The 22,985-nt window shown below is 33.2% G+C and carries 23 protein-coding genes; 17 read left to right on the top strand and 6 right to left on the bottom strand.

The annotated features are described in order from the left end of the window. Positions 1 to 24 precede the first annotated feature (24 nt). The 3 genes from VB798_RS00535 to VB798_RS00525 all read left to right on the top strand — a co-directional run bounded on the left by VB798_RS00535 (position 25) and on the right by VB798_RS00525 (position 2,299). On the top strand, positions 25 to 567 hold the full coding sequence (locus VB798_RS00535) for a DUF1599 domain-containing protein (RefSeq protein ID WP_323254844.1): 543 nt from the start codon (positions 25 to 27) through the stop codon (positions 565 to 567). 95 nt (positions 568 to 662) lie between these two features. Beyond that, on the top strand, positions 663 to 1,763 hold the full coding sequence (locus VB798_RS00530; RefSeq protein WP_323254842.1) for a BT_3928 family protein: 1,101 nt from the start codon (positions 663 to 665) through the stop codon (positions 1,761 to 1,763). A gap of 17 nt (positions 1,764 to 1,780) precedes the next feature. After that, positions 1,781 to 2,299 (top strand): shikimate kinase, encoded by a 519-nt coding sequence (locus VB798_RS00525; RefSeq protein ID WP_323254840.1) that lies wholly within the window; start codon positions 1,781 to 1,783, stop codon positions 2,297 to 2,299. A gap of 80 nt (positions 2,300 to 2,379) precedes the next feature. Here the strand turns inward: VB798_RS00525 and VB798_RS00520 are convergent, their stop codons facing one another. The 3 genes from VB798_RS00520 to aat all read right to left on the bottom strand — a co-directional run bounded on the left by VB798_RS00520 (position 2,380) and on the right by aat (position 5,381). Next, positions 2,380 to 2,823: a hypothetical protein gene (locus VB798_RS00520; protein WP_323254838.1), complete on the bottom strand. Its 444-nt coding sequence runs from the start codon at positions 2,821 to 2,823 to the stop codon at positions 2,380 to 2,382. Positions 2,824 to 3,584: 761 nt separating this feature from the next. Then, a complete protein-coding gene (gene proB, locus VB798_RS00515; protein WP_323254836.1) occupies positions 3,585 to 4,619 on the bottom strand; it encodes a glutamate 5-kinase in 1,035 nt (344 codons plus the stop codon). A gap of 120 nt (positions 4,620 to 4,739) precedes the next feature. Then, on the bottom strand, positions 4,740 to 5,381 hold the full coding sequence (gene aat / locus VB798_RS00510; protein WP_323254834.1) for a leucyl/phenylalanyl-tRNA--protein transferase: 642 nt from the start codon (positions 5,379 to 5,381) through the stop codon (positions 4,740 to 4,742). A 651-nt stretch (positions 5,382 to 6,032) separates the two neighbouring features. Between aat and VB798_RS00505 the strand changes: the two genes are divergently transcribed. From VB798_RS00505 to VB798_RS00460, 10 genes are all read left to right on the top strand, one after another. Beyond that, positions 6,033 to 6,788, top strand: coding sequence for a GNAT family N-acetyltransferase (locus tag VB798_RS00505; protein ID WP_323254832.1), 756 nt, complete (start codon positions 6,033 to 6,035; stop codon positions 6,786 to 6,788). 97 nt (positions 6,789 to 6,885) lie between these two features. After that, positions 6,886 to 8,082 carry an argininosuccinate synthase gene (gene argG / locus VB798_RS00500; RefSeq protein ID WP_323254830.1) on the top strand — a complete coding sequence of 399 codons (1,197 nt, stop codon included), beginning with the start codon at positions 6,886 to 6,888 and terminating at the stop codon, positions 8,080 to 8,082. 238 nt (positions 8,083 to 8,320) lie between these two features. Further along, positions 8,321 to 8,518: a hypothetical protein gene (locus VB798_RS00495; protein ID WP_323254829.1), complete on the top strand. Its 198-nt coding sequence runs from the start codon at positions 8,321 to 8,323 to the stop codon at positions 8,516 to 8,518. Positions 8,519 to 8,526: 8 nt separating this feature from the next. Continuing rightward, a complete protein-coding gene (locus VB798_RS00490; RefSeq protein ID WP_323254827.1) occupies positions 8,527 to 9,210 on the top strand; it encodes a hypothetical protein in 684 nt (227 codons plus the stop codon). A gap of 1 nt (position 9,211) precedes the next feature. Further along, complete coding sequence (gene argC, locus VB798_RS00485; protein ID WP_323254825.1) at positions 9,212 to 10,171, top strand: N-acetyl-gamma-glutamyl-phosphate reductase; 960 nt, start codon at positions 9,212 to 9,214, stop codon at positions 10,169 to 10,171. A 46-nt stretch (positions 10,172 to 10,217) separates the two neighbouring features. Continuing rightward, positions 10,218 to 11,090 carry a hypothetical protein gene (locus VB798_RS00480; RefSeq protein ID WP_323254823.1) on the top strand — a complete coding sequence of 291 codons (873 nt, stop codon included), beginning with the start codon at positions 10,218 to 10,220 and terminating at the stop codon, positions 11,088 to 11,090. Positions 11,091 to 11,212: 122 nt separating this feature from the next. After that, positions 11,213 to 12,343: an aspartate aminotransferase family protein gene (locus tag VB798_RS00475; protein WP_323254821.1), complete on the top strand. Its 1,131-nt coding sequence runs from the start codon at positions 11,213 to 11,215 to the stop codon at positions 12,341 to 12,343. A 154-nt stretch (positions 12,344 to 12,497) separates the two neighbouring features. Then, positions 12,498 to 13,598 carry an AAA family ATPase gene (locus VB798_RS00470; protein ID WP_323254819.1) on the top strand — a complete coding sequence of 367 codons (1,101 nt, stop codon included), beginning with the start codon at positions 12,498 to 12,500 and terminating at the stop codon, positions 13,596 to 13,598. A 1-nt stretch (position 13,599) separates the two neighbouring features. After that, positions 13,600 to 14,331: a DUF3226 domain-containing protein gene (locus VB798_RS00465; RefSeq protein ID WP_323254817.1), complete on the top strand. Its 732-nt coding sequence runs from the start codon at positions 13,600 to 13,602 to the stop codon at positions 14,329 to 14,331. A gap of 110 nt (positions 14,332 to 14,441) precedes the next feature. Beyond that, positions 14,442 to 15,182, top strand: coding sequence for a hypothetical protein (locus VB798_RS00460; RefSeq protein WP_323254815.1), 741 nt, complete (start codon positions 14,442 to 14,444; stop codon positions 15,180 to 15,182). 253 nt (positions 15,183 to 15,435) lie between these two features. Here VB798_RS00460 and VB798_RS00455 read toward each other — a convergent pair whose 3' ends face one another. Next, entirely contained in the window at positions 15,436 to 15,666 is a 231-nt protein-coding gene (locus VB798_RS00455) for a hypothetical protein (protein WP_323254813.1), read from the bottom strand. Between the two features lie 472 nt (positions 15,667 to 16,138). Between VB798_RS00455 and VB798_RS00450 the strand changes: the two genes are divergently transcribed. Continuing rightward, entirely contained in the window at positions 16,139 to 18,256 is a 2,118-nt protein-coding gene (locus VB798_RS00450; protein WP_323254811.1) for a peptidylprolyl isomerase, read from the top strand. Between the two features lie 136 nt (positions 18,257 to 18,392). Further along, entirely contained in the window at positions 18,393 to 18,860 is a 468-nt protein-coding gene (locus VB798_RS00445; protein WP_323254809.1) for a hypothetical protein, read from the top strand. A 5-nt stretch (positions 18,861 to 18,865) separates the two neighbouring features. On the opposite strand, the gene VB798_RS00440 is transcribed toward VB798_RS00445, so the two are convergent. Then, entirely contained in the window at positions 18,866 to 19,540 is a 675-nt protein-coding gene (locus tag VB798_RS00440; RefSeq protein WP_323254807.1) for an SDR family oxidoreductase, read from the bottom strand. A 104-nt stretch (positions 19,541 to 19,644) separates the two neighbouring features. Here VB798_RS00440 and VB798_RS00435 point away from each other — a divergent pair, with 104 nt between their 5' ends. Next, complete coding sequence (locus VB798_RS00435; protein WP_323254805.1) at positions 19,645 to 20,379, top strand: MlaE family ABC transporter permease; 735 nt, start codon at positions 19,645 to 19,647, stop codon at positions 20,377 to 20,379. Positions 20,380 to 20,425: 46 nt separating this feature from the next. On the opposite strand, the gene folP is transcribed toward VB798_RS00435, so the two are convergent. Beyond that, on the bottom strand, positions 20,426 to 21,259 hold the full coding sequence (folP, locus tag VB798_RS00430; protein WP_323254803.1) for a dihydropteroate synthase: 834 nt from the start codon (positions 21,257 to 21,259) through the stop codon (positions 20,426 to 20,428). Positions 21,260 to 21,664: 405 nt separating this feature from the next. Here folP and VB798_RS00425 point away from each other — a divergent pair, with 405 nt between their 5' ends. After that, positions 21,665 to 22,888, top strand: a complete 1,224-nt coding sequence (locus tag VB798_RS00425; RefSeq protein WP_323254801.1) for a helix-turn-helix domain-containing protein — start codon at positions 21,665 to 21,667, stop codon at positions 22,886 to 22,888. Positions 22,889 to 22,985 lie beyond the last annotated feature (97 nt).

Below are 22,985 nucleotides of genomic sequence, written 5' to 3'. Positions count from 1 at the left end.
ATTAGCATAAATTTAAACCATACAATGACTCAAACTGAAACTCAATACAGAGAGATTATTGCGATTTGCAAAGCCTTATTTCAAAAGAAAAATAAAGATTACGGTACATCTTGGCGTATTTTACGTTTACCAAGTTTAACTGACCAAATATTTATCAAAGCACAAAGAATACGTTCTATTCAAGAAAAAGGAACACAGAAAATTGAAGATGGAATAGAAGGTGAATTCATCGGAATTATCAATTACTGTATCATTGCTTTGATTCAAAAGGAATTAGGAGCTTCTACCAAAATGGAATTTACAGAAGCAGAAATTAGTGATTTATATGATACACAAGTAGAGAAAACTTTGGCTTTACAAAAAGATAAAAATCATGATTATGGCGAAGCTTGGCGAGATATGCGAGTAAGTTCGATGACGGATTTAATCTTGATGAAAATATTTAGAACTAAACAAATCGAAGATAATCAAGGTGTTACGTTGGTTTCGGAAGGCGTAGAGGCAAATTATCAAGATATGATGAATTATGCGATATTCTGTATGATTCATTTGAAGTTCGGAGCATAACAAGAGCTGTCAGCTTTGAGCCATCAGCTTTCAGCATTGGGGTAATTTAGTTTATCAATCACTAATTCACCATTCACTCAATCACAACTATATCCATGAAGTTAATTGCACATTTCTCTAGACTGTTTGTCGGCATTATATTTATCTTTTCGGGACTCATCAAGTTAAATGACCCCGTTGGAACACAAATTAAATTAGAAGAATACTTCGATGTATTTGCCACAGATTTCCCATTTATGGCAGGCTTCTGGGAATTTTGGATTCCTTATGCTTTATTGATTTCTATCTTCCTTTGTGCTTTAGAATTAGTACTTGGTGTATGTTTGTTGGTGCAATATAAGCTCAAAACGGCTTCATGGATTTTACTTGCCACAGTGATTTTCTTTGGTTTCCTAACATTTTATTCGGCTTACTACAACAAAGTAACTGATTGCGGATGTTTTGGAGAAACCATTAAGTTAAAACCTTGGACGTCTTTCATCAAAGACATGGTACTGTTGTTCTTTATCTTAATTATTCTGGCACAACGTAAAGTATTTGCGGATAAAAAGACAGGTGCATTGGTGGGAGCTTCAGTAGTTTTCTCAATTGCTTTGGGTGTATATGCAGTAAAATATTTACCTCCTTACGATGGACTTCCTTATGCAGTTGGACAAGATATTCCAAAAAACATGAAACCTTCTGCTCCTTTGCAATTCAAATATATTTATGAAAAAGGAGGCGAAACAATGGAGTTAGACCAAATGCCAACCGATACAACTTATCATTTTAAAGAAATGGTGACCTTGAATCAGGATGAAGCAAAGGCTAAAATTACAGATTACAACATTTGGAAAGAGGGTGATTCTACAGATTATAAAGCAGAAAGTTTTGTAGGCAAAAAACTAATGATTGTCGTTCCAGTCATTAAAAAAGCGAATACAGACCATCTTGATGCAATCAGAACTTTAGCAAAAAGCCTTGAAGGTTCAGATGTAAAAGTATGGCTATTGAGTGCTTCTAATGAAGAAGAAGTCAATAATTTCAGACATGAATATCAATTAGCGATTCCAAGTTATAGTTCAGATACCAAAGTATTAAAAACTATTGCCAGAGCCAATCCAAGTATTTGGTTATTGGATAATGGCATTGTAAAAGGTAAATGGGCGCATAGCAGCACGCCAGATAAAAACGAAATTTTAGAATCTTTAAAGTAAAAGAAGGCTAATCAAGCATGAAAAATATTTTTCTAATAGGAATGCCCTCGTCAGGAAAAAGTACTTTGGGCAGGCATCTCGCTAAACGCATTGATTATAAGTTTATCGATATGGACGAATTAATAGAAAAACAAGAATTAATGACCGTCCAAGAAATATTTAAGTATAAAGGCGAAGATTATTTCAGACAAGTAGAAAGTAAAGTACTTAAAGAAATCCCTGTTGACCAGAAGTTAGTCATTGCAACAGGCGGAGGCGTTCCTTGCTTTTTTGATAACATTGACTACATCAAAGCAAATGGCACAAGTATTTTTCTGAACGTTCAACCAGAAGATTTATTAAAGAGAATTCAGAAATCTGATATCAATCATCGCCCATTAATTAATAGAAATACTACGGAAGAAGCACTGTTAAAAAATTTACAAGAACGTTGTGCTTATCGTTTGCCATTTTATCAGCAGGCAGATATTCAAATTGATGGAAACATAGATGTAGATCAACTTTTATGGATTTTAGATGAAATAGAAGAAAAGTAAAGTCCATAAAAACAAAAAGCGATTGAAGGAATTCCCTCAATCGCTTTTTTATTAACAGTCCCCCTAAAACTAAACTTAAACTAATAAGTAAATGACGAAGGTAAAGAAGGAAGCATTACATCGTAATCTTCGTCAGACTTTGGTTTTTTAAACAAAGCTCTGAAAGTATTAGCCATGTAGAAAATATCTTCTACTTTACTCTTAGCGATTCTCATCATATATTGGTTTACTCCTGCCCCAATAATGTTATTAAATACATTACGTAATAATACCAACTCCTCTTCGTGCTCACAGAAGTTTTTCACAACGTACATTGTAAAGCCACGGTCACGTTCGCTTGAATTGTAGAGTATTAAGTTGAAGTCCATTTCTTTGATAAACGAAACGACTTTATTCTTAGAAAAATCATAAAACATGTTTTTTGAATCAACTAAAGAATCTAGGATTTCTACTTCATTATTAGTAATATATAGGTTATCTGTAACCTGTTGAATTTGCTCTTCTACCATCATATTCTTAAGCATTTATGCTGTTTATATATATGTTTTTACTTAATTAATGGTTGAATTTTACGATTTAGTATAACATTTACAAGTATTTATACTTATTTTTTTCAAAGACTGATTTCTCTCATAAAAAGTCAAAAATCAACATTTTAGTAAAAAATACGATTAGCAAAAAAAGAGGTTCAAAACAAAAATCAATCAAAAAAGTACAATTTCACAAAAGTGATTCAACAGAAGAGTACTTTTAAAAAAAGAGAGGTCTTTTTGTAAAAAAGGGCATTACTAGAAGATGTTTTTTGTAAAAAAACAATAATATGGTTTAAAAACTGTGCTTTTTAAAGCTAAAGAGCTAAGGTTTAATATTTTAAGGTTTTAAGAAAAAAATTGCAGGAATTAGTAAATCTAGTTGTAAAAACCAACAATTAAGATTTTCGTCTTTTTTTTTTACCCTTTCGTCTCATTATCAAAATTTTGTCAAGAAAGGGAGATAATTTTAAGAAATAACAAAGAGAAGTTTCTACTGACGTACAACAAATATCATTGTGAAAAGGCTTTCTGTTGATTAAGTAAAAGAGAAGTGCGTTTTGTACTACTTAACGGAGAGAGAAAAAGTAAAATTTCAAAAAGTATCAAGTTACATCTTGAAAATATTCAATTCGACAAAAAGCTCAGATGAGCATTTTATATAATCTTAATTGAGAAGTTTAAAGAGGTTTCATAGCAAAGCCACTCCGATATTCGGGGTGGCTTTCTTTTTGAGTTAATATATTTTAAAGAATTTATAGCACGACAATGTCATCGGCATTGGCAACTAAAAAATTCTGTGTTTTTAGATTGGCAATAATTACTTCAGAAGATTCTCTGGCACGGGCAATCGCAATGACGTTTTTCTTTTCATCTAAAATTTCAAATACTTCTGCTTTTTCAAAAACACCAATTACTTTTTTGATGCCTACTGCTAAAAGACTTTTCCGATTTTCAAGCGCTAAACCAGCACCAGCATCTACTTGTACTTTTCCAGCAATTAAACTTCCAGAAGCTAACCATTTTTGACGAGCATTTAAAGCTACTTTCTGAGCGGCAAAGCTTGTTCCGTTTTTATTTTCTATGGCTTTCAACATGCCATCTTCAGGCTTCATGCCAAAAATAACGACTCTCGTTCCCATTCTTGTTGCCAAGCGAGTATAAGTAAGTTTAGAAATCATTCCACCTAAACCTAAAGACGACTTATCATCATTTGCCAACCCTAAAACAGAAGCATCCACTTTGGGAACAAATGGTATAATATTTTTCTCAGCATCCAATAAACCGCCAACAGAAGTACATAACAATAAAGTATCTGCCCCAAAACCTGTGGCAATTAAAGTAGCCAACTCGTCATTGTCTGAAAACTTTAATTCTAAATTACTTACTACGTCGTTTTCATTGGCAATAGGAATAATGCCATTATCCCAAAGTTCCTGATACGTTTCCTTTAATTGTAAAAATTGGTTTCTATTGGCAAAGTGATGTCTTTCGCACAAACTTTGTGCTACGGTAATACCATATTTAGAGAAGTACTGAGTGTATTTTGCTAACAACAATGGATTGCCAATTGCAGCAGCAGCTTTGCGTTCTGCAATGGTACCTTTATAATTTTTGATAAAACTTTTGCCAGCTCCTACGGCTCCAGAAGAAACCATAACAATCTGATAATCATTATTTAAAACAGCAACTTGGCGAGCGATTTCTTGTAAAATTTCTTCGTTCAATTCTCCAGACTTATGCGTAATTGAAGCCGTTCCGAATTTAATGACAATAATTGGTTTGGACATTTTTAAATGTAAGCGAACTCGCTTTTGCTAAATGAGTAATTTCAAAACTGAGGTAATACAGCGACAAAATTACAACATTCTCAATCTTTAACAATTGAGTAACCGAATTAATCTATAGGTTTAGCCTTTAAATAAGTGTTTCAAATCAGCTTCGGCAAAATGACAACGTATTTCCAAGGCTTTCTTCAATGACTTCACATAATCTGCTCTTGAAATTTCAATGGCGCCGAAACGTCTGACATTATCGTTGATAAACTGAGTATCCAACAACATAAATCCTTGGCTTTTCAGAATTTCCATCAAATAGTGAAAAGCAATTTTAGAGCCGTCGGGTTCTTTATAAAACATTGATTCTCCGAAGAAAGCACCACCAATCGAAACACCATACAAACCACCAATTAAACGGTTTTCGATATACGTCTCAACAGAATATGCCAAGCCCATTTTGTTTAAATCACAATAAGCTTCAACGATTTCTTCAGAAATCCAAGTTTCATCATCTCCTTTTCTAGGCAAAGCGCAATTACGCATTACACCTTCAAAATCAGTATTAATTCTAATTTCAAATTGCTTTTTATTCAATACAGGTTTTAAAGATTTTGGTGGTTTGTAAGTATCAATAGGAATGATTGCTCTAGGGTCTGGCGAATACCAATATAAAGTACCATCCGTATCAGCCATCGGGAAAATTCCGTTCATATAGCCATAAATCAAATCATCGGCTGTTAGTTTACTGGTATTTATTTTTGGGGAAATAGTCATTTTCCTTATTTTTTCTATTTAAAGATTTTGAACTATTACTCTTTGCAGAAAAATATTCCAATAAAAACAAGAGTAATTAAGCACTCAAACAAATACAACAATTGAGTTTATGATATTGCTTTGAGAAATTAATCTAAAATATCATAATTGATAACCAATTTTAATTAATTAAACTTAAAAATCCAAATCAGTTTGATTATTTACACTCATAGCTTGACATAAAATACTAGTAAATATCATCAAATAAAATATCCGTAGAAAACCTCTCAAAAAGCTTTAAACGGCAATATTTTAGTTTTTTTTTGTTAAGTTTTTATAAAATTGAAAAAATATATTGCATCTTAAATTTTGTTTTGGTAAACTTTGCACGATTATTCGTTTTCACTCACTTTCAACTCGGATAATTAATCAACCAAAAATGGTTTACGAAGTAAAATTCATATCATATTCTTATTCTCCTATGCCTATTTTTAGGCGTACGTTCTTCCGTAGGGTCTGATGCCCTAACATATTTATATTTACCCATGTGGTAAAGCTTTTCAACAATCTTTTTTGTTTTTTTCGATAATTCTTAGGCTTTCAATTCTTGAGCCAGGGCTTATTATCACCTTGTTTTTCTAACTAAAAACAATTTCCAAGCTAAATCTTAAAGTGGAAAAATTATCAGCTTCTGAGGTTTTAACCAACAATTATACAGTTCAGGTTGCTACAACTGAACACTTGCATCTTGCTGAAGCAATTTGCCATGAAATGGAAGAATCTGCAAAGGCTCGTGGTACGGGTATTGCAAAACGTTCTCCAGAATATCTTCGTGATAAAATCAATGAAGGGAAAGCCATTATTGCTACTGATTCAGAAGGCAATTTTATTGGTTTTTGCTATGTTGAAACTTGGGAACACGGAAAATTTGTAGCTAATTCTGGATTAATCGTAAAGCCAGAGTGGAGAAAATACGGGATCGCCAAAGCCGTAAAAGCCAGAGCTTTTGAGCTATCAAGAACTCGTTATCCTGATGCAAAAATCATTGGTATTACTACGTCGTTGGCAGTAATGAAAATTAACTCTGAATTGGGTTATGAACCAACTACTTTTAGCGAATTACCTGTAAACGATGCTTTCTGGAAAGGATGTCAGTCTTGCGTGAACTACGATGTACTTACACGTACCGACCGTAAACACTGCTTATGCACAGGTATGATTTTTGACCCAGAATGGGAACGTAAAAAAGCTGAAAGAGAAAAAGAAGGCGACGAAGCTAATATTGAGCACACACAAGAGGATACTCATGAAAAATGGAATTTCTTGAAAGATGTAAAAGTATTAGAACGCCTTAAAAACATTAAAGAAAAAATGTTTTTAAAAATGGCTGAAAGAAGAGCAAATAAGTTGATTGCCAATAGAGATTAATATCATTCTTTGATACCCTTACATAAAGTTTAAAACACAACCATATAATTGTGATGGTAATTAACAATTAAGTTACTATCATTAATTAATCATTAAAATGAGTAAACCAAAAGTAATTCTAGCATTTAGTGGAGGGCTTGATACCTCTTTTTGTGTAAAATATTTAGCAGACGATTGTGGTTATGAAGTACATTCTGCCCTTGTTGATACAGGTGGATTTAGTGCTGAGGAGCTAAAAGACATTGAAACAAAAGCTTATGGACTCGGAGTGGCAAGTCACGTAACTTTAGATGTTGTAGAAAAATATTATAACGATTGTATCCGCTACATGGTATATGGAAACGTATTAAAAAACAATACTTATCCACTTTCAGTATCAGCAGAAAGAGTTTTCCAAGCGACGGCTGTGGCTGAATATGCCAACAAAATTGGTGCAAAGGCAATTGCCCACGGAAGTACTGGTGCAGGAAACGACCAAGTTCGTTTTGATGTGGTTTTCCAAATCATGGTGCCTGATTGTAAAGTAATTACGCCAATTCGTGATATGAAATTATCTCGTGAAGCTGAAATTGATTATTTAAAAGCAAAAGGTGTTGTTCGTGACTGGACAAAATCTGCTTATTCAATCAACAAAGGATTGTGGGGAACTTCAGTTGGTGGTAAAGAAACGCTTACTTCTTATGGTTATTTACCTGAATCTGCTTGGCCAACACAAGTAACTGCTACAGGTGAAGAAACTGTAAAATTACATTTTGAACAAGGACAATTAGTAGGTATTAATGATGAAACATTAAGCCCTGTACAAGCCATTCGTAAATTGACAGACATCGCTGCTCCTTATGGCGTAGGTCGTGATATTCATGTGGGTGATACAATTATCGGTATTAAAGGTAGAGTTGGTTTTGAAGCAGCAGCTCCTTTGTTAATCATCAAAGCTCACCATCTTTTAGAAAAACATACGCTTACGAAACAACAATTGTACTGGAAACAAACTTTAGGAGAAACTTACGGAACGATGCTTCACGAAGGACAATTCTTAGAGCCTGTAATGCGTAATTTCGAGACTTTCTTGGCTGATACTCAGGCAAATGTTTCTGGAACAGTACAAATTCATTTAGCTCCATATCGTTATCAATTATTAGGTATTGAATCTAAATTTGATTTGATGTCATCTATTTTTGGTTCTTATGGCGAAATGAATAATACTTGGACGGGCGATGATGTAAGAGGTTTCTCTAAAATTGTTTCTAACCAAACAATGATTCATAGAAAAGTTACTGAGGCGGGTTTGTAAGAGTTTAAAGTTCATGAGTTTATAAGCCATTCATACTTTGATTTGGTTTTAAAAGAGTGTTTTCTTCTAAAACCAAATCAAAACAGCTGATTGAGGACGAAACAAATGACATCTTTGTTAGCGCTGTTAGTTTTTATGAAATGAGTATCAGAATTTCAATTGGAAAACTTATACTTCCTGACTCTTTGGAGTTCACCATTGAGAAAACGATTGAAAAAAAGATATTAAAATAATTGACTTGAACCAACATCACTCAATTCAATATAAGACCATTCCTCTGCTTCCAGAACATAGAGACCCTTTTGATAGAATGCTAATCGCAGTTGAGGTTCGTGAAGATTTAACTATCATCTCGGCAGATGAAAAATTTAAAATTTACACTTCGATAATTAATCTTATTGAAGCACAAATTGCCAATGAAGTAGCTCTAAAATGAAATAGCCTATGACTAGCCATCAGCCTAAGTACCTTCTTTTTATTTTTCTGCTAATGATTACTAGAACTAGTTTCTCTCAAGAAATTAATCTTGATTCATTAGTTAAGCAACATAAAAAAATTGCTATTTTACCTGTCAAGGTTTTGTATGTCTATAGAACCCTACCCGAAGGCTTAAAAATTGGAGATGTTAGGGATAAAGAATATGAGGATGGCTTTTTACTACAGAAGAAATTAAATGACTATTTAAAATTAAAAAAAGATTTTGTTGCAGTTGAAATACAATCATTTGATGAAACAAATAGTCTTTTAGCTGAAAATGAAATTACACTACAAGATATAAAAGATTTACCTGCTGATTTTATTTGCAAAGCATTGGAAGTTGACGGAATAATTGAGTCTGAAGTTAGACTAATTGCATTTTTAACCAATGAGGAAAAACTTGGTAGTGACATGTTATCCGTTGCGACTATCATTGGTGCGGCACTAATACCAAATGCCATTATAATCAGAAATAAAAATAAAGTTGATAATACTATATTTTCTAATATGAAGGTTTCAGATGGAAATACTGGAGAAGTAATTGGAAAGTTTCCTCTATATACTGAAGTAGGAATATTTAATTCCTCAGAAAAAGTAATTGATAGTATTTTATGGATAAACTTCAAAAATACTCCTTACTATAAAAAATAATATGATAAAAGTAGGCATAATAGGCGGTGCGGGATATACAGGAGGAGAATTATTGAGAATCCTGATACATCACCCAGCAGTAGAAATTGTTTTTGTTAATTCAAAATCGCAAGCAGGCAAACCTGTTTATAGTACTCATACTGATTTATTAGGTGATACTGATTTACTCTTTTCAGACGACCTACATACAGATATTGATGTTGCATTCCTTTGTTCGGGACATGGTGAGTCGAAGAAATTCTTGGAAGCAAATCCTTCTTTTAAAGGTATTAAAATCGTTGATTTAAGTACTGACTACCGTGACCAATCTGAAGGTTTTGTATATGGTTTGGCGGAATTACAAAGAGAGAAAATCAAAGCGGCTCAACACATTGCTAATCCGGGATGTTTTGCTACTTCTATTGAATTAGCATTATTGCCTTTGGCTGATGCTGGAATTTTAACTGACGATATTCACATTTCGGCAGTTACGGGTTCAACTGGGGCGGGACAAAGTCTTTCTGCTACCAGTCACTTCTCTTGGAGAAATAATAATATTTCTATTTACAAAGCATTTACACATCAGCATTTACAAGAAATTGGTATGGTGGTGAATACTTTACAAAGCGGTTTCGACCAAAACTTTAATTTCATTCCATACCGTGGAAATTTCACTCGTGGAATTATGGCGAATGTCTATACAAGTTTTGATGGCACTTTGGAAGATGCCAAAAAATTGTATAAAAAATATTACGAAACACATCCGTTTACGCACGTTAGCGATAAACCTGTTGACGTAAAACAAGTTGTAAACACTAATAAATGCCTTATTTCATTAGAAGTACACAATGGCAATTTATTGATTTCAAGTATTATTGATAACCTAACGAAGGGAGCTTCAGGACAAGCTGTTCAAAACATGAATTTGATGTTTGGTCTTGATGAAAAAACTGGTTTAGGTTTAAAATCGGTAGGTTTCTAAACTACCGATTTTTCATCATCCATTTTTTATAATCCTTCATCAATCAATGTATAAAATCCTAACCTTTATTTTAATTAGTATTTCATTTACTTTTTCAAGTACTGCACAAGAAGTAAAACCATTAAATAAAAAGCCATACAGTCGCAAAGGGGAATATTATTTCTTTTGGGGATATAATCGTTCAGAATATGCAAATTCTGATATTACTTTTAGAGGTAAAGGTTACGATTTCACACTCCATAATGCTACTGCAAAAGATTTACCTATTCCATTTAGTGCAGACGTTTATTTTGACATTACCAGATTATCGGTCCCTCAATATAATATTCGTTATGGATACTTTTTTAGTGACCATTGGAGTATTTCTATTGGTTCTGACCACATGAAATATGTGATGGATGATAACCAAGTACTTGAAGTATCAGGACATATTTCAGCGCAGGTTTCAGACCCAGCAATTACGGTAAATCCTGAATATGTGGGAGATTTTAATCGTACTCCTAAATTGATTCGTCCAGAAGATTTTTTACATTATGAACATACTGACGGCTTCAATTACTTGCATTTAGAACTTGACCGTTACGACCGTTTGTGGAAAGCAAAAAATAATATTCAAGGCATTGATTGGTTAGTGGGTGTGGGTGCAGGAACAATTATTCCGAGAACAGATTCTCACTTGTTTACGATTGGACGAAACAACCATTTCAATTTTGCAGGTTATGGTGTTTCATTAAAAACAGGTTTACGATTTGACCTTTCACGAAGGTTTTTCCTACAAACAGATTTAAAAGGTGGTTTCACTAGATTAAATCACGTTCATACCACAGGTAGAGACAGTGATTATGCTCAACAAAGTATTTGGTTCGGAGAATTTTATGGTGTTTTGGGCTATAAGTTTGGTAGAAATAGGGCAAAGTAATTTAGCTAATAGCTTCAAGCAATGAGCAATAGGTATTAGCATAATAAGACATTTTATTTTTAAACAATAAAAAAGCTTTTACTGACAGCTCAAAGCTGACAGCTCGAAGCTTATCGCTAACAATGAATCTTTTTAATGTATATCCTCTTTACGACATCACACCTGTAAAAGCTAAAGGTAGCTATTTATGGGATAAAAATGGTGTTGAATACCTTGACCTTTATGGTGGTCATGCTGTAATTTCTATCGGACATTCGCATCCGTATTATGTAGAAAAACTCACTGAACAATTACAAAATATTGGCTTCTATTCAAACTCTGTCAATATCCCTCTTCAAAGTGAATTAGCTGAGAAATTAGGAAAACTTTCAGGTTGCGAAGAATACGATTTATTCCTTTGTAATTCTGGAGCAGAAGCCAACGAAAATGCTTTGAAAGTAGCATCTTTCTTCAATGGTCGTAAAAAAGTAATTGCTTTCTCTAAAGCATTCCACGGAAGAACGGCTGGTGCTGTGGCAGTTACTGACAATAAAGCGATTGTTGCGCCAGTGAATTACGATGAACACGTTACTTTCCTCCCATTCAACGATGCTGAAACACTTACAGCTAACGTAACGGAAGAAACTTGTGCTGTAATTATCGAAGGTATTCAAGGCGTAGGTGGAATCAATGTTGCTTCTGATGAATTCTTGAAAGCTGCTCGTGAAGCTTGCGACAAAACGGGTGCAATCTTGATTCTGGATTCTGTACAATGCGGATATGGTCGTTCTGGAAAATTCTTCTCTCACCAATTCTCAGGCATTAAACCAGATTTAATTACCACTGCTAAAGGAATGGGCAATGGTTTCCCAATTGGTGGCGTATTTATTGCACCAAAATTCAAAGCGAAACATGGTATGTTAGGCACAACTTTCGGTGGAAATCACTTGGCTTGTGCGGCTGCCGTTGCAGTATTGGATGTAATGAAAGAAGAAGTCTTGATAGAAAATGCTGCTAAAATGGGCGAATATTTATTTGAAAAATTGAGCAAATTAGAAGGCATCAAAGAATTACGTGGACGTGGCTTAATGATTGGTATCGAGTTTGAACAACCAGTAGATAAAATCAAAGATTCTTTACTTTTTGAACACCATATTTTCTGTGGCTATGCGGGTAAACATACTTTGCGTTTGTTACCAAGCCTTGCTATTACGCAAAAAGAATGTGATACTTTCTTACAAGCTTTAGAAGAAGTAATTTCAGTAACGGCTTAGTCATTATTTTATTCAAAAATAAGAGGCTGAAACAAAATACTTAATGGTGTTTTGTTTCAGCCTTTTTTATTTAATTTTGGATTACAAACAAATATATTTTGTATTCAATTAATATCACAATAGATAATTGTGAATCAGTATCTTTACTAAAAACATGATGCTTAGTTCAATTCAAATAAAAAAATTCAGGTGTTTTAACTCCCTTCAAGTAAATGGATTTAAATCTATTAACTTGATTGGAGGGCAAAACAATTCAGGGAAAACAGCTCTTCTCGAAGCTTTGCTGCTCTCATTTTTCCCATCCACAGCATCAATATCTGTATTAAGACAATTTAGAAATGAAAATGACAAATTGATTAAAACAGCTACTGATAAAGTTTGGAACTACTTTTTTTATAACCAAGAAAAAGAACATGTCATTGAATTTATATCGGTTTTCCAAGATGGTGATATCAGAAACTTAGAACTATCTTGTACAAGAGATATAGAATCTGTTTTAGAAAGTATATCAACATCCATTGGTAATGGGAAGGAAAGAATTTCTGATTTAATTTCAAGCAAATTTTCTAATACTTTACTTCTAAATGTAAAAGGTCGTTTATTCAAGGACGATTTCAATTATTTTCTCTTACCAGATAAAGAAGATAGTGATATAGGTGCTATCGGGAAAACACCACCCAATTTTGAAATGCCTCCTTTTTTACATTCATCTTTCAGATTATCAGATAACGAGTTATCAAGCTTATTTAGTAAAGCTAAAGAACAAAAAAAATTAAGTAAACTCAATGATATTTTATCACTATTAGATAACAGGATAATTGGTTCGGAGATAGATGCTCCTGGAGGTGAACCAGTAATAAAGCTTATCTTAAATGATGAACAATCATTTCCATTAGGAATGTTTGGAGATGCAATTCGTAAGATAACTGAATTGATATTAGTTATTTTAAATACTTCAAATAGTATTATCCTAATAGATGAAATTGAAAATGGTATTCATTACACCAAACACAAAAATCTTTGGGAAAAACTTTTTCAAATAGTTGATAATGATATTCAAATTTTTGCAACATCACACAGTGCAGAAATGATACGTGCTTTTAATGAGGTAGCAAGTAGTCCAGAACTGGAAAGCAAAGCGATGTATTTTGAAATGGGAAGGACCGTTAATTCTAATAAAATTATTATCAATCCAATGGATATGAATACCTTAAATGCTGAGATTATCACTAACAACTCATATAGAGGCGAGTAAAATGACTAAGACAATAATTATAGTCGAAGACGATAACGACAAACATACATTCGAAGCAATTATACGCTATTTTAATCTATCAGAGCAAATAAATGTATCTATTACGCCTCCTTTGATTGAATGGAAAAGTGTTCAAGACGAAAGAAATACAGAAAAACCTACCGCTTTAATTAGAGCTTTAGTTGGACTAAGAAATGATTTTAACAAAGAAAAATATGATAAAGTAGGAATCATTCGAGATATGGATGACAGAACTAAAGAAGAAAGAATTTCATTAATTAATAATGCTTTAAAAGAGGCATATCCAGATGAAGTTAATGCTGAAATAGAAGACGTTAATAGCTTACTTCCTATTACATTTATCCAAAATAGTACAGAGAATGAATTAACTATTCGTTTCGCTTGTCATTTTGTTAATCTCAATGGACAAGGTGAAATTGAAGATATATTAAAAGCTATCAAAAAGTTACCTTCTGAAATTGCGGATTGTATAGATGCTCATTTACCAGAATGTTTAAGGAATGATGATGAAAAATTACGAGATAAAGAATTAGTAAAATTGTGGATTAATCATTATCTAAGATATGACACATTAACCAAAGCTGATAGAAATAGCAATTATACAAAGTGGGAAAACGTGATGAAATACCGAGCAGAAGACCTTTTTGATTTTCAGCAGGAAATACCTGAACTTCAAGCGTTGGTAAGTTTTTTAAGATTACTTGTTAGCTGAATAATTCGTTCAAAGAGGAATATCTTAATTTTCATAACCATAACTCAGCTTATCCCTATTATCCCTACCTTATTCAAAATAATATCTCCCTTTAAAACAACAAAAAGACCATGTCAACTACAACCGAAACGGGACATGCTATTAATGTCCATAATTTTTTAGACCTCATCAATATTTGCAAAGCTTTTGGCACCCAATATCAGCCTAGCAAAACCACAATTCAAATTCCTGCTTTAGAAGAAACGCTTGCGCAAGCTGAAAAGGCGCTGGATGACGTCATTAAATATAATACTGCTTATAATGTTGCGATTAATACAAGGCTCGACCTCTTTAAAAACAACAAAACCTTAGCTACAAGACTGGTAAATGCTTTTGAAAACTCCGATGCTCCTGCCGAAACGAAGAAAGATGTGAAAGGATTCAACAGAAAATTACAAGGTAAAAAAGCGAGTGAAGGTAAAAAGAAAGGCGTTGAAGAGGATGCGCTAAGCCCAAAGAAAAAAAATGTTTCGTCTATCCAACTCTCCTATACTAATCAAGTAGAACATCTCCGTGCCTTGCTAAATATTCTTGCCAGCGAGCCAAGTTATGCCCCCAATGAAATAGCCTTACAAGTGAACAGTATTCAGGAATTGTTGACCAATCAGATGACAGCTAATGAAAAGGTTTCCTCCAGCTTTGTAGCTTTAAGTAATGCTCGCCTGAAAAGAGATAGCATTTTGTATGAAGCAGAAACAGGCTTGCATGCTAGAAGCCTCCTTGTAAAAAAATATGTAAAATCCATCTTTGGTAGTACTAGTCCAGCCTATAAGCAATTGAGCAAGATAACATTCAATGTGATTAGGACATAAAAGATTATAGCCCTCTTAAAAAAGAAATATTACTACTCAGAAAAGAAAGAGAACTACTTGTAAAAGAAATATCGCTACTCAGAAAGGAAATATCACTACTTGGAAAAGAAATATTGCTACTTTGAAAAGAAAGAGAGCTACTCAGAAAAAGAATATCACTACTCGAAAAAGAAATAGAGCTACTTGGAAGAGAAATATCACTACTCATAAAAGAAAGAGAGCTACTTAGAAAAGAAAACTCGCTACTGTATCGTTAGCTTTCAGCTAATATTTTAGAAAGAATTGTACCCCAGCAGTCTATTTCCTCTAAATCATCTTGGTTTACAACAACTTTTCTTTCTTCTAAACAAAGTTTGAATAGCCTTTCATAAGTCCTTCGATTGATGGAATTACTATCTCTCCAACTAAAAATCTGTTGATTTTCAGTCTCATTAGTTTCTCCATGAAAATGCCTAGAGAGTAATATGTAATCAATTTTTTTCATGCAAAAATGAAAAATAAAGGATAGGTAGCAAAGTTAAAATTTGAAGATATTATAACAATAGACTACAGGTTAATAAATAAGTAACAAAATTTGAACAAAAATTATTAAAAGTATTATAAACAAAAATGGAATATTGAAGCTCAAATCTTTGCTAGAAGCCATTGCACTACAAACAACAAAACAAATGATAATCAATTACTTACAACACAAAAAAGTATCAATTCGAATTAAAAAACATCAAGAAGCTTGCTCAATATTTAGCTAACACTCAACTGATTAAACATAATTGCACAAAGTACAACATCATTCACATTTTGATATTAGCCAATAAAGTAATTATTTTGCGTTTCTTTTGGGTTCCCTAGAATCTATCAGAAGATTAGTATCACATTGTAATTTCTTTATCAAAAACCTTGTCTTTGATGCTTTGGAGCTGATAGATAGCGAAAAATCAATAACTTAATATTTAAAAATGGCATTAATTACCAAAATCAGAGAAAAGTCGGGGATTGCGGCGGCGGCAATCGCCATCAGTTTAATTCTCTTTCTTATCGGAGGAGACATTTTTCAAGGTCGTTCAAGTTTCTTCGGCGGATCAAAAGACGCAGTGGGTGAAATCGGAGGAGAAACGATTAAATACCAAGATTTTCAAAAGAAAGTTGACGAGATTACTCAACAATACACACAACAGTCTGGTCGTGGTCCAGGAGAACAAGAAGTAGCCATGATTCGTGACCAAGTTTGGAATCAGTACATCTTGGATTTAGCTTATGGCAAAGAATACGAAACATTAGGACTTACAGTATCTCCTGCTGAATTGGTTGATATGGTACAAGGAACAAATATTCACCCTTCAGTTCGTCAGCAATTTACAAATCCACAAACAGGACAGTTCGATAAGAATTATGTAATTCAGTTTTTGAAAAACTTCAAAACACTTCCTGCTGCACAACAACAAGCTTGGGTTAATTTTGAGAAATCATTGAGCCAAGACCGTTTGAGAACGAAGTATGAAAACCTTTTGAAGATGTCAACATATACAACAAATGTTGAAGCTCAAAAAGACTATGTTGCGCAAACTTCAAAAGTAGATGCACGTTATTTATACGTACCATTCTATTCTGTAGCTGACTCTACGATTAAAGTAACAGATTCGCAGTTGGAAGATTACTTAGCTTCGCACAAAGATTTATTTCAAGGACAAACTACACGTTCTATTCAGTACGTAACATTCCCAGTTATTCCTTCGAAATTAGATACAGCATCTTTCTACAACGATTTAAAGCGTTTGGCGAAAGAATTAGCGATTGCTAAAAATGATTCAGCATTTGCGATGATGAATTCGGATGTTAAAACTCCTTATTATTCAACTTTAGCAGAAATTCCTGAAGCTGTAAAAGGACAATTAGGAAACATGACTCCAGGAGGTATTTATGGTCCATTCAAAAATGGTTTGACTTACTCAATCTATAAATACGGTGGTATTCAAAAAGATTCTTTATTCACAGTTCGTGCTAGCCATATCTTAATCAATGCTCCAAAAGGTGCTTCAGATTCAGTAAAAGCAACTGCTCGTAAACGTGCAGAAGGTATTTTAGCGCAAATCAAAGGTGGAGCAAGCTTTGAAGCAATGGCTCAACAATTTGGCACTGACGGAACGGCTCAACAAGGTGGAGATTTAGGTTACTTCAAAAACAACGGTGGAATGGTTAAACAATTCGAGAACGCTGTATTTGCTTTCTCTGGAACAGGTTTATTACCAAGCATTGTTGAAACTGATTTTGGTTTCCATATCGTAAAAGTAACAGAAGCTAAAACTAACACTCGTTATAAATTAGCAGCTATTAACCGCACGATTGCTCCAAGTCAATCTACAATGGATGAAGTATTGCGTAAAGCAGATGCTTTTGCAGCAGAAAATACTACGAAAGAAGCTTTTGAAGCAAGTTTGAAAAAAGACAAAACATTATTGATGCTTCGTGGAGATAGAATTCCAGAAGGAGCAACAAGTTTCAATAACTTACAAAATGCACGTGACATCGTTCGTTGGGCATTTAACGAAGATACTAAAGTAGGTTCGGTTTCAGATGTTTTCCAAAATGATAATCAATATATCGTAGCTTTAGTAACTGGAAGTACAGATAAAGACAAAGTGAAAGTAGATGATTTCAGAGAAGAATTAACTGCAAGAGTTAAAGGAGATTTGAAAGCAGAACAAATTGAGAAAAAATTAGCAGGTATTTCAGGTACTTTAGAGCAAATCGCTCAGAAATACGGAGCAGGAGCTTTAGTTGAAACAGCAACTGATATTACTTTAGCACAAGGTGTATTAACTAGCGCAGGTGCAGACCCAACAGCTATCGGTAAAGCATTCGGTTTGAAAGTAGGAAAACGTTCAAAGCCTTTCAAAGGTGAAGGTGGTGTTTTCATCATGGAAACCATTAAATCTACTCCAGCACCAGCTATTGCAGATTTAACACTTTACAAAAACACAGCAAAAATGATGGCTGGTCAAAGAACATCATTCTATATCAACGAAGCAATCAAAGAAAATGCGAAAGTAGTTGATAACAGAGCTAAGTTTTTCTAGTCAAAATTAAAGTATTATAAAAAAAGCACTTCTTCGGGAGTGCTTTTTTTATTTGAGAGGTTTTTTTGAAAATAAAATCTTTTCAGACAAACCTACGTTAATAGGTTATCAACTTATTCATTAAACCAATTTTCAAATGGCACATTTAAAATTTACGGTATTATCATTCTTACTTATTTTCTCAATCTTTAGTTGTAAAGAAGACCAAGTTACTGTTACGCTCAAAACTAAAACAGAAAATCTTACAAGTACAGTTTGGCAAGTGCAATCAGCTTCGGCATCTGGAGGATTGGTTGTTGTTTATTCAAGAGACCAAGCTAATAATGGTTATGATTTATCGAAAGTAAGATTAAGCTTTAAAACAAATGGAGTTGTTACTGCGATTGATAACAATGGAAATACTTCAAGTAATGGTACTTGGAAATTCACAAATAATGAAGCAACGATTGAAATTACAGGAGTAAATGTAGCGGGACTAAGTGCTGGAAGCCTAACTGTGGTTCAACTTACTGACAAAAATTTCGATTTCAACAGCAAAGCTTCTTTTCCACAATTAGGCATTTCAGATGTTGATGCAACGGTAAAAATGACTCCAGCACCATAAATAAATTATAAATCTCCCAATTGCGGACGCATTACAATTTCTTCTAAAACAGTTGTAGCTGGTAAAGCATTGGCTGTCCAGATTACTTCTGCAATATCATCAGAAGCAATAAATCTTTCCGTGGGTAATTCAACACCAGCCCAAGAGTTGGTAAAAGTTGCCCCCGGAAGGATACTTGTCACACGCACACCATGAGGTTTCAATTCTTCTCTTAATACTTTACTCATTCCCAACATCGCAAATTTAGAGATACAATACGAACCACCATTTGTATAAGCAACGATACTTGCCACTGAACAAATATTGAAAATATAACCCGATTTTCTAGCAATCATATCGTTGACTAAAGCCCTTGTAAGATGATAAGCACTGTATAAATTGGTTTCAATCATGGCTTCTAAAGTACCTTCTTCTTCATTATGAATTTGTCCAGGTAAAAAGAAACCAGTATTATTGACCAATATATCCACTTGTGAAACAGAAGCTTTTACAAAATCAGCAAAAGCTAATACTTCTGCTTTCTTAGATAAATCAGCTTTGAAAAAAAGCACATTTTCAGGGAATTGTTCGTCGTTGGTTCTAGCACAAGTAATTACTGTAAAGCCTTCTTTAGCAAACTTATTGACGATGGCTCTGCCAATACCTTTTGTTCCACCTGTTACTACTATCGTTTTGTTCATTATCTTTGTCTATTATGTCTGAATTTAAAAATGATTTAATCGTTAAAAGGTTTAAACATTTTTCTTAGCCAAGTAATTTCAATCGTGAAAAACCTCAACAAAGAATGTCTATAATAGGTAAATATTTTATTTTCTTAGGAAAACTCTTCACAAACAGAGAAAAATTCAAAGTATATACAAGATTAACCATTGATGAAGCCGTACAAATTGGGATTGGCTCATTATTAATTGTTTCAATTGTTTCATTCTTTTTGGGTGCTGTTACTTGTGTACAAACTGCTGCCAATTTAGATAATCCATTTGTTCCACATTATATCATCAGTTTAATCGTTCGAGATTCAACCATTCTTGAATTTGCACCAACCATTACTGGAATTGTTTTAGCGGGAAAAGTAGGTTCAAATATCGCTGGTGAATTAGGAACCATGCGTATTACCGAACAAATTGATGCACTAGAAGTAATGGGAATTAATTCTACTTCATATTTAGTGCTTCCAAAAGTTGTTGCGTCAATCATTGTTTTCCCAATGTTAGTTACTTTAGCCGCATTTCTTTCTATTTATGGCGGTTATTTGGCTGGTTGGTTAACAGGGGCAATTTCTCCGCAAGAATATATCCAAGGTATTCAATTTGAATTTAATACCTTCAACGTTCCTTTTGCTTTAATTAAATCTGTGGTTTTTGCCTTTTTGATTGTGTCTATTTCCGCTTTCAAAGGTTATTTCACAGGTGGTGGCGCTTTAGAAGTTGGTCAAGCAAGTACAGCTGCTGTTACAAATAGTTGTATTGCCGTTTTAATTGCAGATTATTTATTAGCACAATTGTTGATAACCGCTTAATATTTTTTAGGTTGAACGGATAATTCTTATTCGTTCAACCTAAATACTACTTCTCTCCTACCGTCAAAAAATCAACCAATTTCACAGCCTCAATCGCTTCCGCAACATCATGAACACGTAAAATGTTGGCTCCTTTCATTAAAGCAATCGTATTCAAAACAGTGGTAGCATTAAGAGCTTCATTGGCTGTAATGTTAAGCTTTCTCCAAATCATTGATTTTCTGGATACTCCAACCAACATAGGGCAATTCATTACTTCAAAATCTCTTAAATGATTTAATAGAATATAATTTTGGTCGGCTGTTTTAGCAAAACCAAAACCTAAATCAACAATAATATCTTTTTGACCGAATTGGCGTAATTGAGCCACTTTTTGTTGTAAATCGTCCAGAACATCTACGACTAAATCATCATAATCCGTCATTTGTTGCATGGTTTCAGGAGTACCTCTGCTGTGCATCAATACATAAGGTACATTTAAACTGGCTACAGTTTCAAACATTTTATCGTCTAATAATCCCCCTGAAACGTCATTTACCATAATTGCACCAGCTTCTACACATCTTGAAGCCACTTCCGAACGAAAAGTATCAATAGAAATTAAAGCTTCTGGAAAACGTTTTAAAATGCTTTCAACCACAGGAATTACTCTTGATAATTCTTCATCTCCATCTACTGGTCTAGCGCCTGGTCTGGTCGAATGTCCACCAATATCTAAAAAAGTAGCTCCTGCAGAAAGCATTTTTTCAACTTGAATCAATACTTTCGACAAATCATCATAACGACTATTAGCATAAAATGAATCGGGAGTAATATTTAGAATACCCATGATTTTGGGTACAGACAAATCAACAAGTTGACCACTACAATTGATGTTCATATATTTTTATTGAATTATTTTAAGGATTTAAGCCTTCAAAGATAAATAAAATTGTAGCGTCATGCTTGTTTCTAAAATACTAAGCCGAAAAAGACACTTTTATCTTCTGTGAATTTGACACAAGGGGTTCAAAAAATCATTTTATTGTTCAATTTAGCCAATTATTACAGGATGTTCTATGCAAAGTAAAGTCAAAAAATAGACAAAAATCTTTTTTACATAGTAAGAATTAGTAGTATATACTCAATAAATATTACAGGAAAGCTGAAATTAAAAGTATTCCTTGTTATATAGAACCAATTACGATAATTTAGCATTTAACTTTTAAAAGTTAAAGTATTACTATTATAACAAACGAACATTTAACATGTGTTCATCTTAGGCTGACAATCTATTTCCTTTTTTATGTATTACCTCGACTATTTTATAAATGAAATATGTAAAAATCTTTCAGCAATTGGTATTATCATTGCGCTGATTACTTTTCCATATTTAAAAAGTAAAAATAGATCCAACCTATTTCTATCATCGTATTTTCTAGTTTCTGCTATTTACGCATTACTTCATTATAATTTAATCAATAACGGTAATCCTAATATTGTTGCTGCGCTTTATGCCACAACAGCACCTTTGGTATATCTATTTCGTCCTCTTTCATTCTGGTATGTGCGTTCGATGATTAGTAAAAAAATTGAATTCAAGGATTGGGACTACCTGCTTATATTACCTTCGGTATTATATATTTTTGATATTGCTCCTTATTTACTTACGTCTTTTGATTATAAATTAAAAATTGCTCAGTTAATTATTGCAGACCAAAATAATATATTCAAATATCCAGTAACCTATTTCGGTACACCTCAATTTCATTTTAATTTCAGACCATTTTTCAGCCTAAGCGTTTCTATTGCAGAAGTGATTATGCTTTATAAACATTTTAGAAATAACCCTAATCATAAAGTTAATTTTCCAACTACTTATCGTTGGTTATGGACTTTTTCATTGATTGGTTTAATGATTACTTTGGTTCTGTCATTACTGTCTATTTCAATCAACAGCTTAAACCATTCTATTAAAATTGATTATGGTAATGCTGTAGTACTGGCGAATATGACTAATTTCTTATTCTTGTGTTTAAACATTTCTGTATTTCTGTTTCCCAAAATACTTTATGGTTTATATCATGAATCAGAAGAAGAAAGGTTAAATAATTATCCTGAAATAATAGTAGCTCACAATAAATCGGATGACTATGTAAAAGCCTCATTCAAAATAGAAGAAGCAAGATTATCAGAAATAGAAGTAATGATTCAAAATTATTTCGTTCAAGAAAAACCTTATTTGGATGATAGCTTCAGTATTAATAAACTCTCAGAATCGTTAAATATTCCCATTCATCACCTTAGTTACTTTTTTAACTATTATCTTTCTAAAAAATTCTCAGATTATAAAAATGAATGGCGAGTAAATTATGCCATCCAACTATTAAAAGAAGGAATTTTAAAAAAATACACGATAGAACAGCTTTATCAAGAAGCTGGCTTTTCTACGAAAAGTAATTTTTATAGAGTATTCCGACTACATACGGGTAAAACACCGATTGAATTTTTAGAAGAGATTAACTCCTAACACACACTTCATCAAGCCTTAAAATTAATCTTACAGAACCAGTACTAAACACTTCATATAGAAGAGTTTAAGTGTTGTTTTGCTAAAAAAGCATTTA

The organism is Arcicella lustrica (assembly GCF_034930985.1).
Taxonomy (GTDB): domain Bacteria; phylum Bacteroidota; class Bacteroidia; order Cytophagales; family Spirosomataceae; genus Arcicella; species Arcicella lustrica.
The sequence above is the reverse complement of the archived record's forward strand: the minus strand, read 5'-3'. Positions and strand labels throughout refer to the sequence as shown.

Coding starts and splice junctions, on each gene's coding strand:
- VB798_RS00535 (WP_323254844.1), top strand. CDS start 25: ATGACTCAAACTGAAACTCAATACAGAGAGATTATTGCGATTTGCAAA.
- VB798_RS00530 (WP_323254842.1), top strand. CDS start 663: ATGAAGTTAATTGCACATTTCTCTAGACTGTTTGTCGGCATTATATTT.
- VB798_RS00525 (WP_323254840.1), top strand. CDS start 1,781: ATGAAAAATATTTTTCTAATAGGAATGCCCTCGTCAGGAAAAAGTACT.
- VB798_RS00520 (WP_323254838.1), bottom strand. CDS start 2,823: ATGCTTAAGAATATGATGGTAGAAGAGCAAATTCAACAGGTTACAGAT.
- proB (WP_323254836.1), bottom strand. CDS start 4,619: ATGTCCAAACCAATTATTGTCATTAAATTCGGAACGGCTTCAATTACG.
- aat (WP_323254834.1), bottom strand. CDS start 5,381: ATGACTATTTCCCCAAAAATAAATACCAGTAAACTAACAGCCGATGAT.
- argG (WP_323254830.1), top strand. CDS start 6,886: ATGAGTAAACCAAAAGTAATTCTAGCATTTAGTGGAGGGCTTGATACC.
- VB798_RS00490 (WP_323254827.1), top strand. CDS start 8,527: ATGACTAGCCATCAGCCTAAGTACCTTCTTTTTATTTTTCTGCTAATG.
- argC (WP_323254825.1), top strand. CDS start 9,212: ATGATAAAAGTAGGCATAATAGGCGGTGCGGGATATACAGGAGGAGAA.
- VB798_RS00480 (WP_323254823.1), top strand. CDS start 10,218: ATGTATAAAATCCTAACCTTTATTTTAATTAGTATTTCATTTACTTTT.
- VB798_RS00475 (WP_323254821.1), top strand. CDS start 11,213: ATGAATCTTTTTAATGTATATCCTCTTTACGACATCACACCTGTAAAA.
- VB798_RS00470 (WP_323254819.1), top strand. CDS start 12,498: ATGATGCTTAGTTCAATTCAAATAAAAAAATTCAGGTGTTTTAACTCC.
- VB798_RS00465 (WP_323254817.1), top strand. CDS start 13,600: ATGACTAAGACAATAATTATAGTCGAAGACGATAACGACAAACATACA.
- VB798_RS00460 (WP_323254815.1), top strand. CDS start 14,442: ATGTCAACTACAACCGAAACGGGACATGCTATTAATGTCCATAATTTT.
- VB798_RS00455 (WP_323254813.1), bottom strand. CDS start 15,666: ATGAAAAAAATTGATTACATATTACTCTCTAGGCATTTTCATGGAGAA.
- VB798_RS00450 (WP_323254811.1), top strand. CDS start 16,139: ATGGCATTAATTACCAAAATCAGAGAAAAGTCGGGGATTGCGGCGGCG.
- VB798_RS00445 (WP_323254809.1), top strand. CDS start 18,393: ATGGCACATTTAAAATTTACGGTATTATCATTCTTACTTATTTTCTCA.
- VB798_RS00440 (WP_323254807.1), bottom strand. CDS start 19,540: ATGAACAAAACGATAGTAGTAACAGGTGGAACAAAAGGTATTGGCAGA.
- VB798_RS00435 (WP_323254805.1), top strand. CDS start 19,645: ATGTCTATAATAGGTAAATATTTTATTTTCTTAGGAAAACTCTTCACA.
- folP (WP_323254803.1), bottom strand. CDS start 21,259: ATGAACATCAATTGTAGTGGTCAACTTGTTGATTTGTCTGTACCCAAA.
- VB798_RS00425 (WP_323254801.1), top strand. CDS start 21,665: ATGTATTACCTCGACTATTTTATAAATGAAATATGTAAAAATCTTTCA.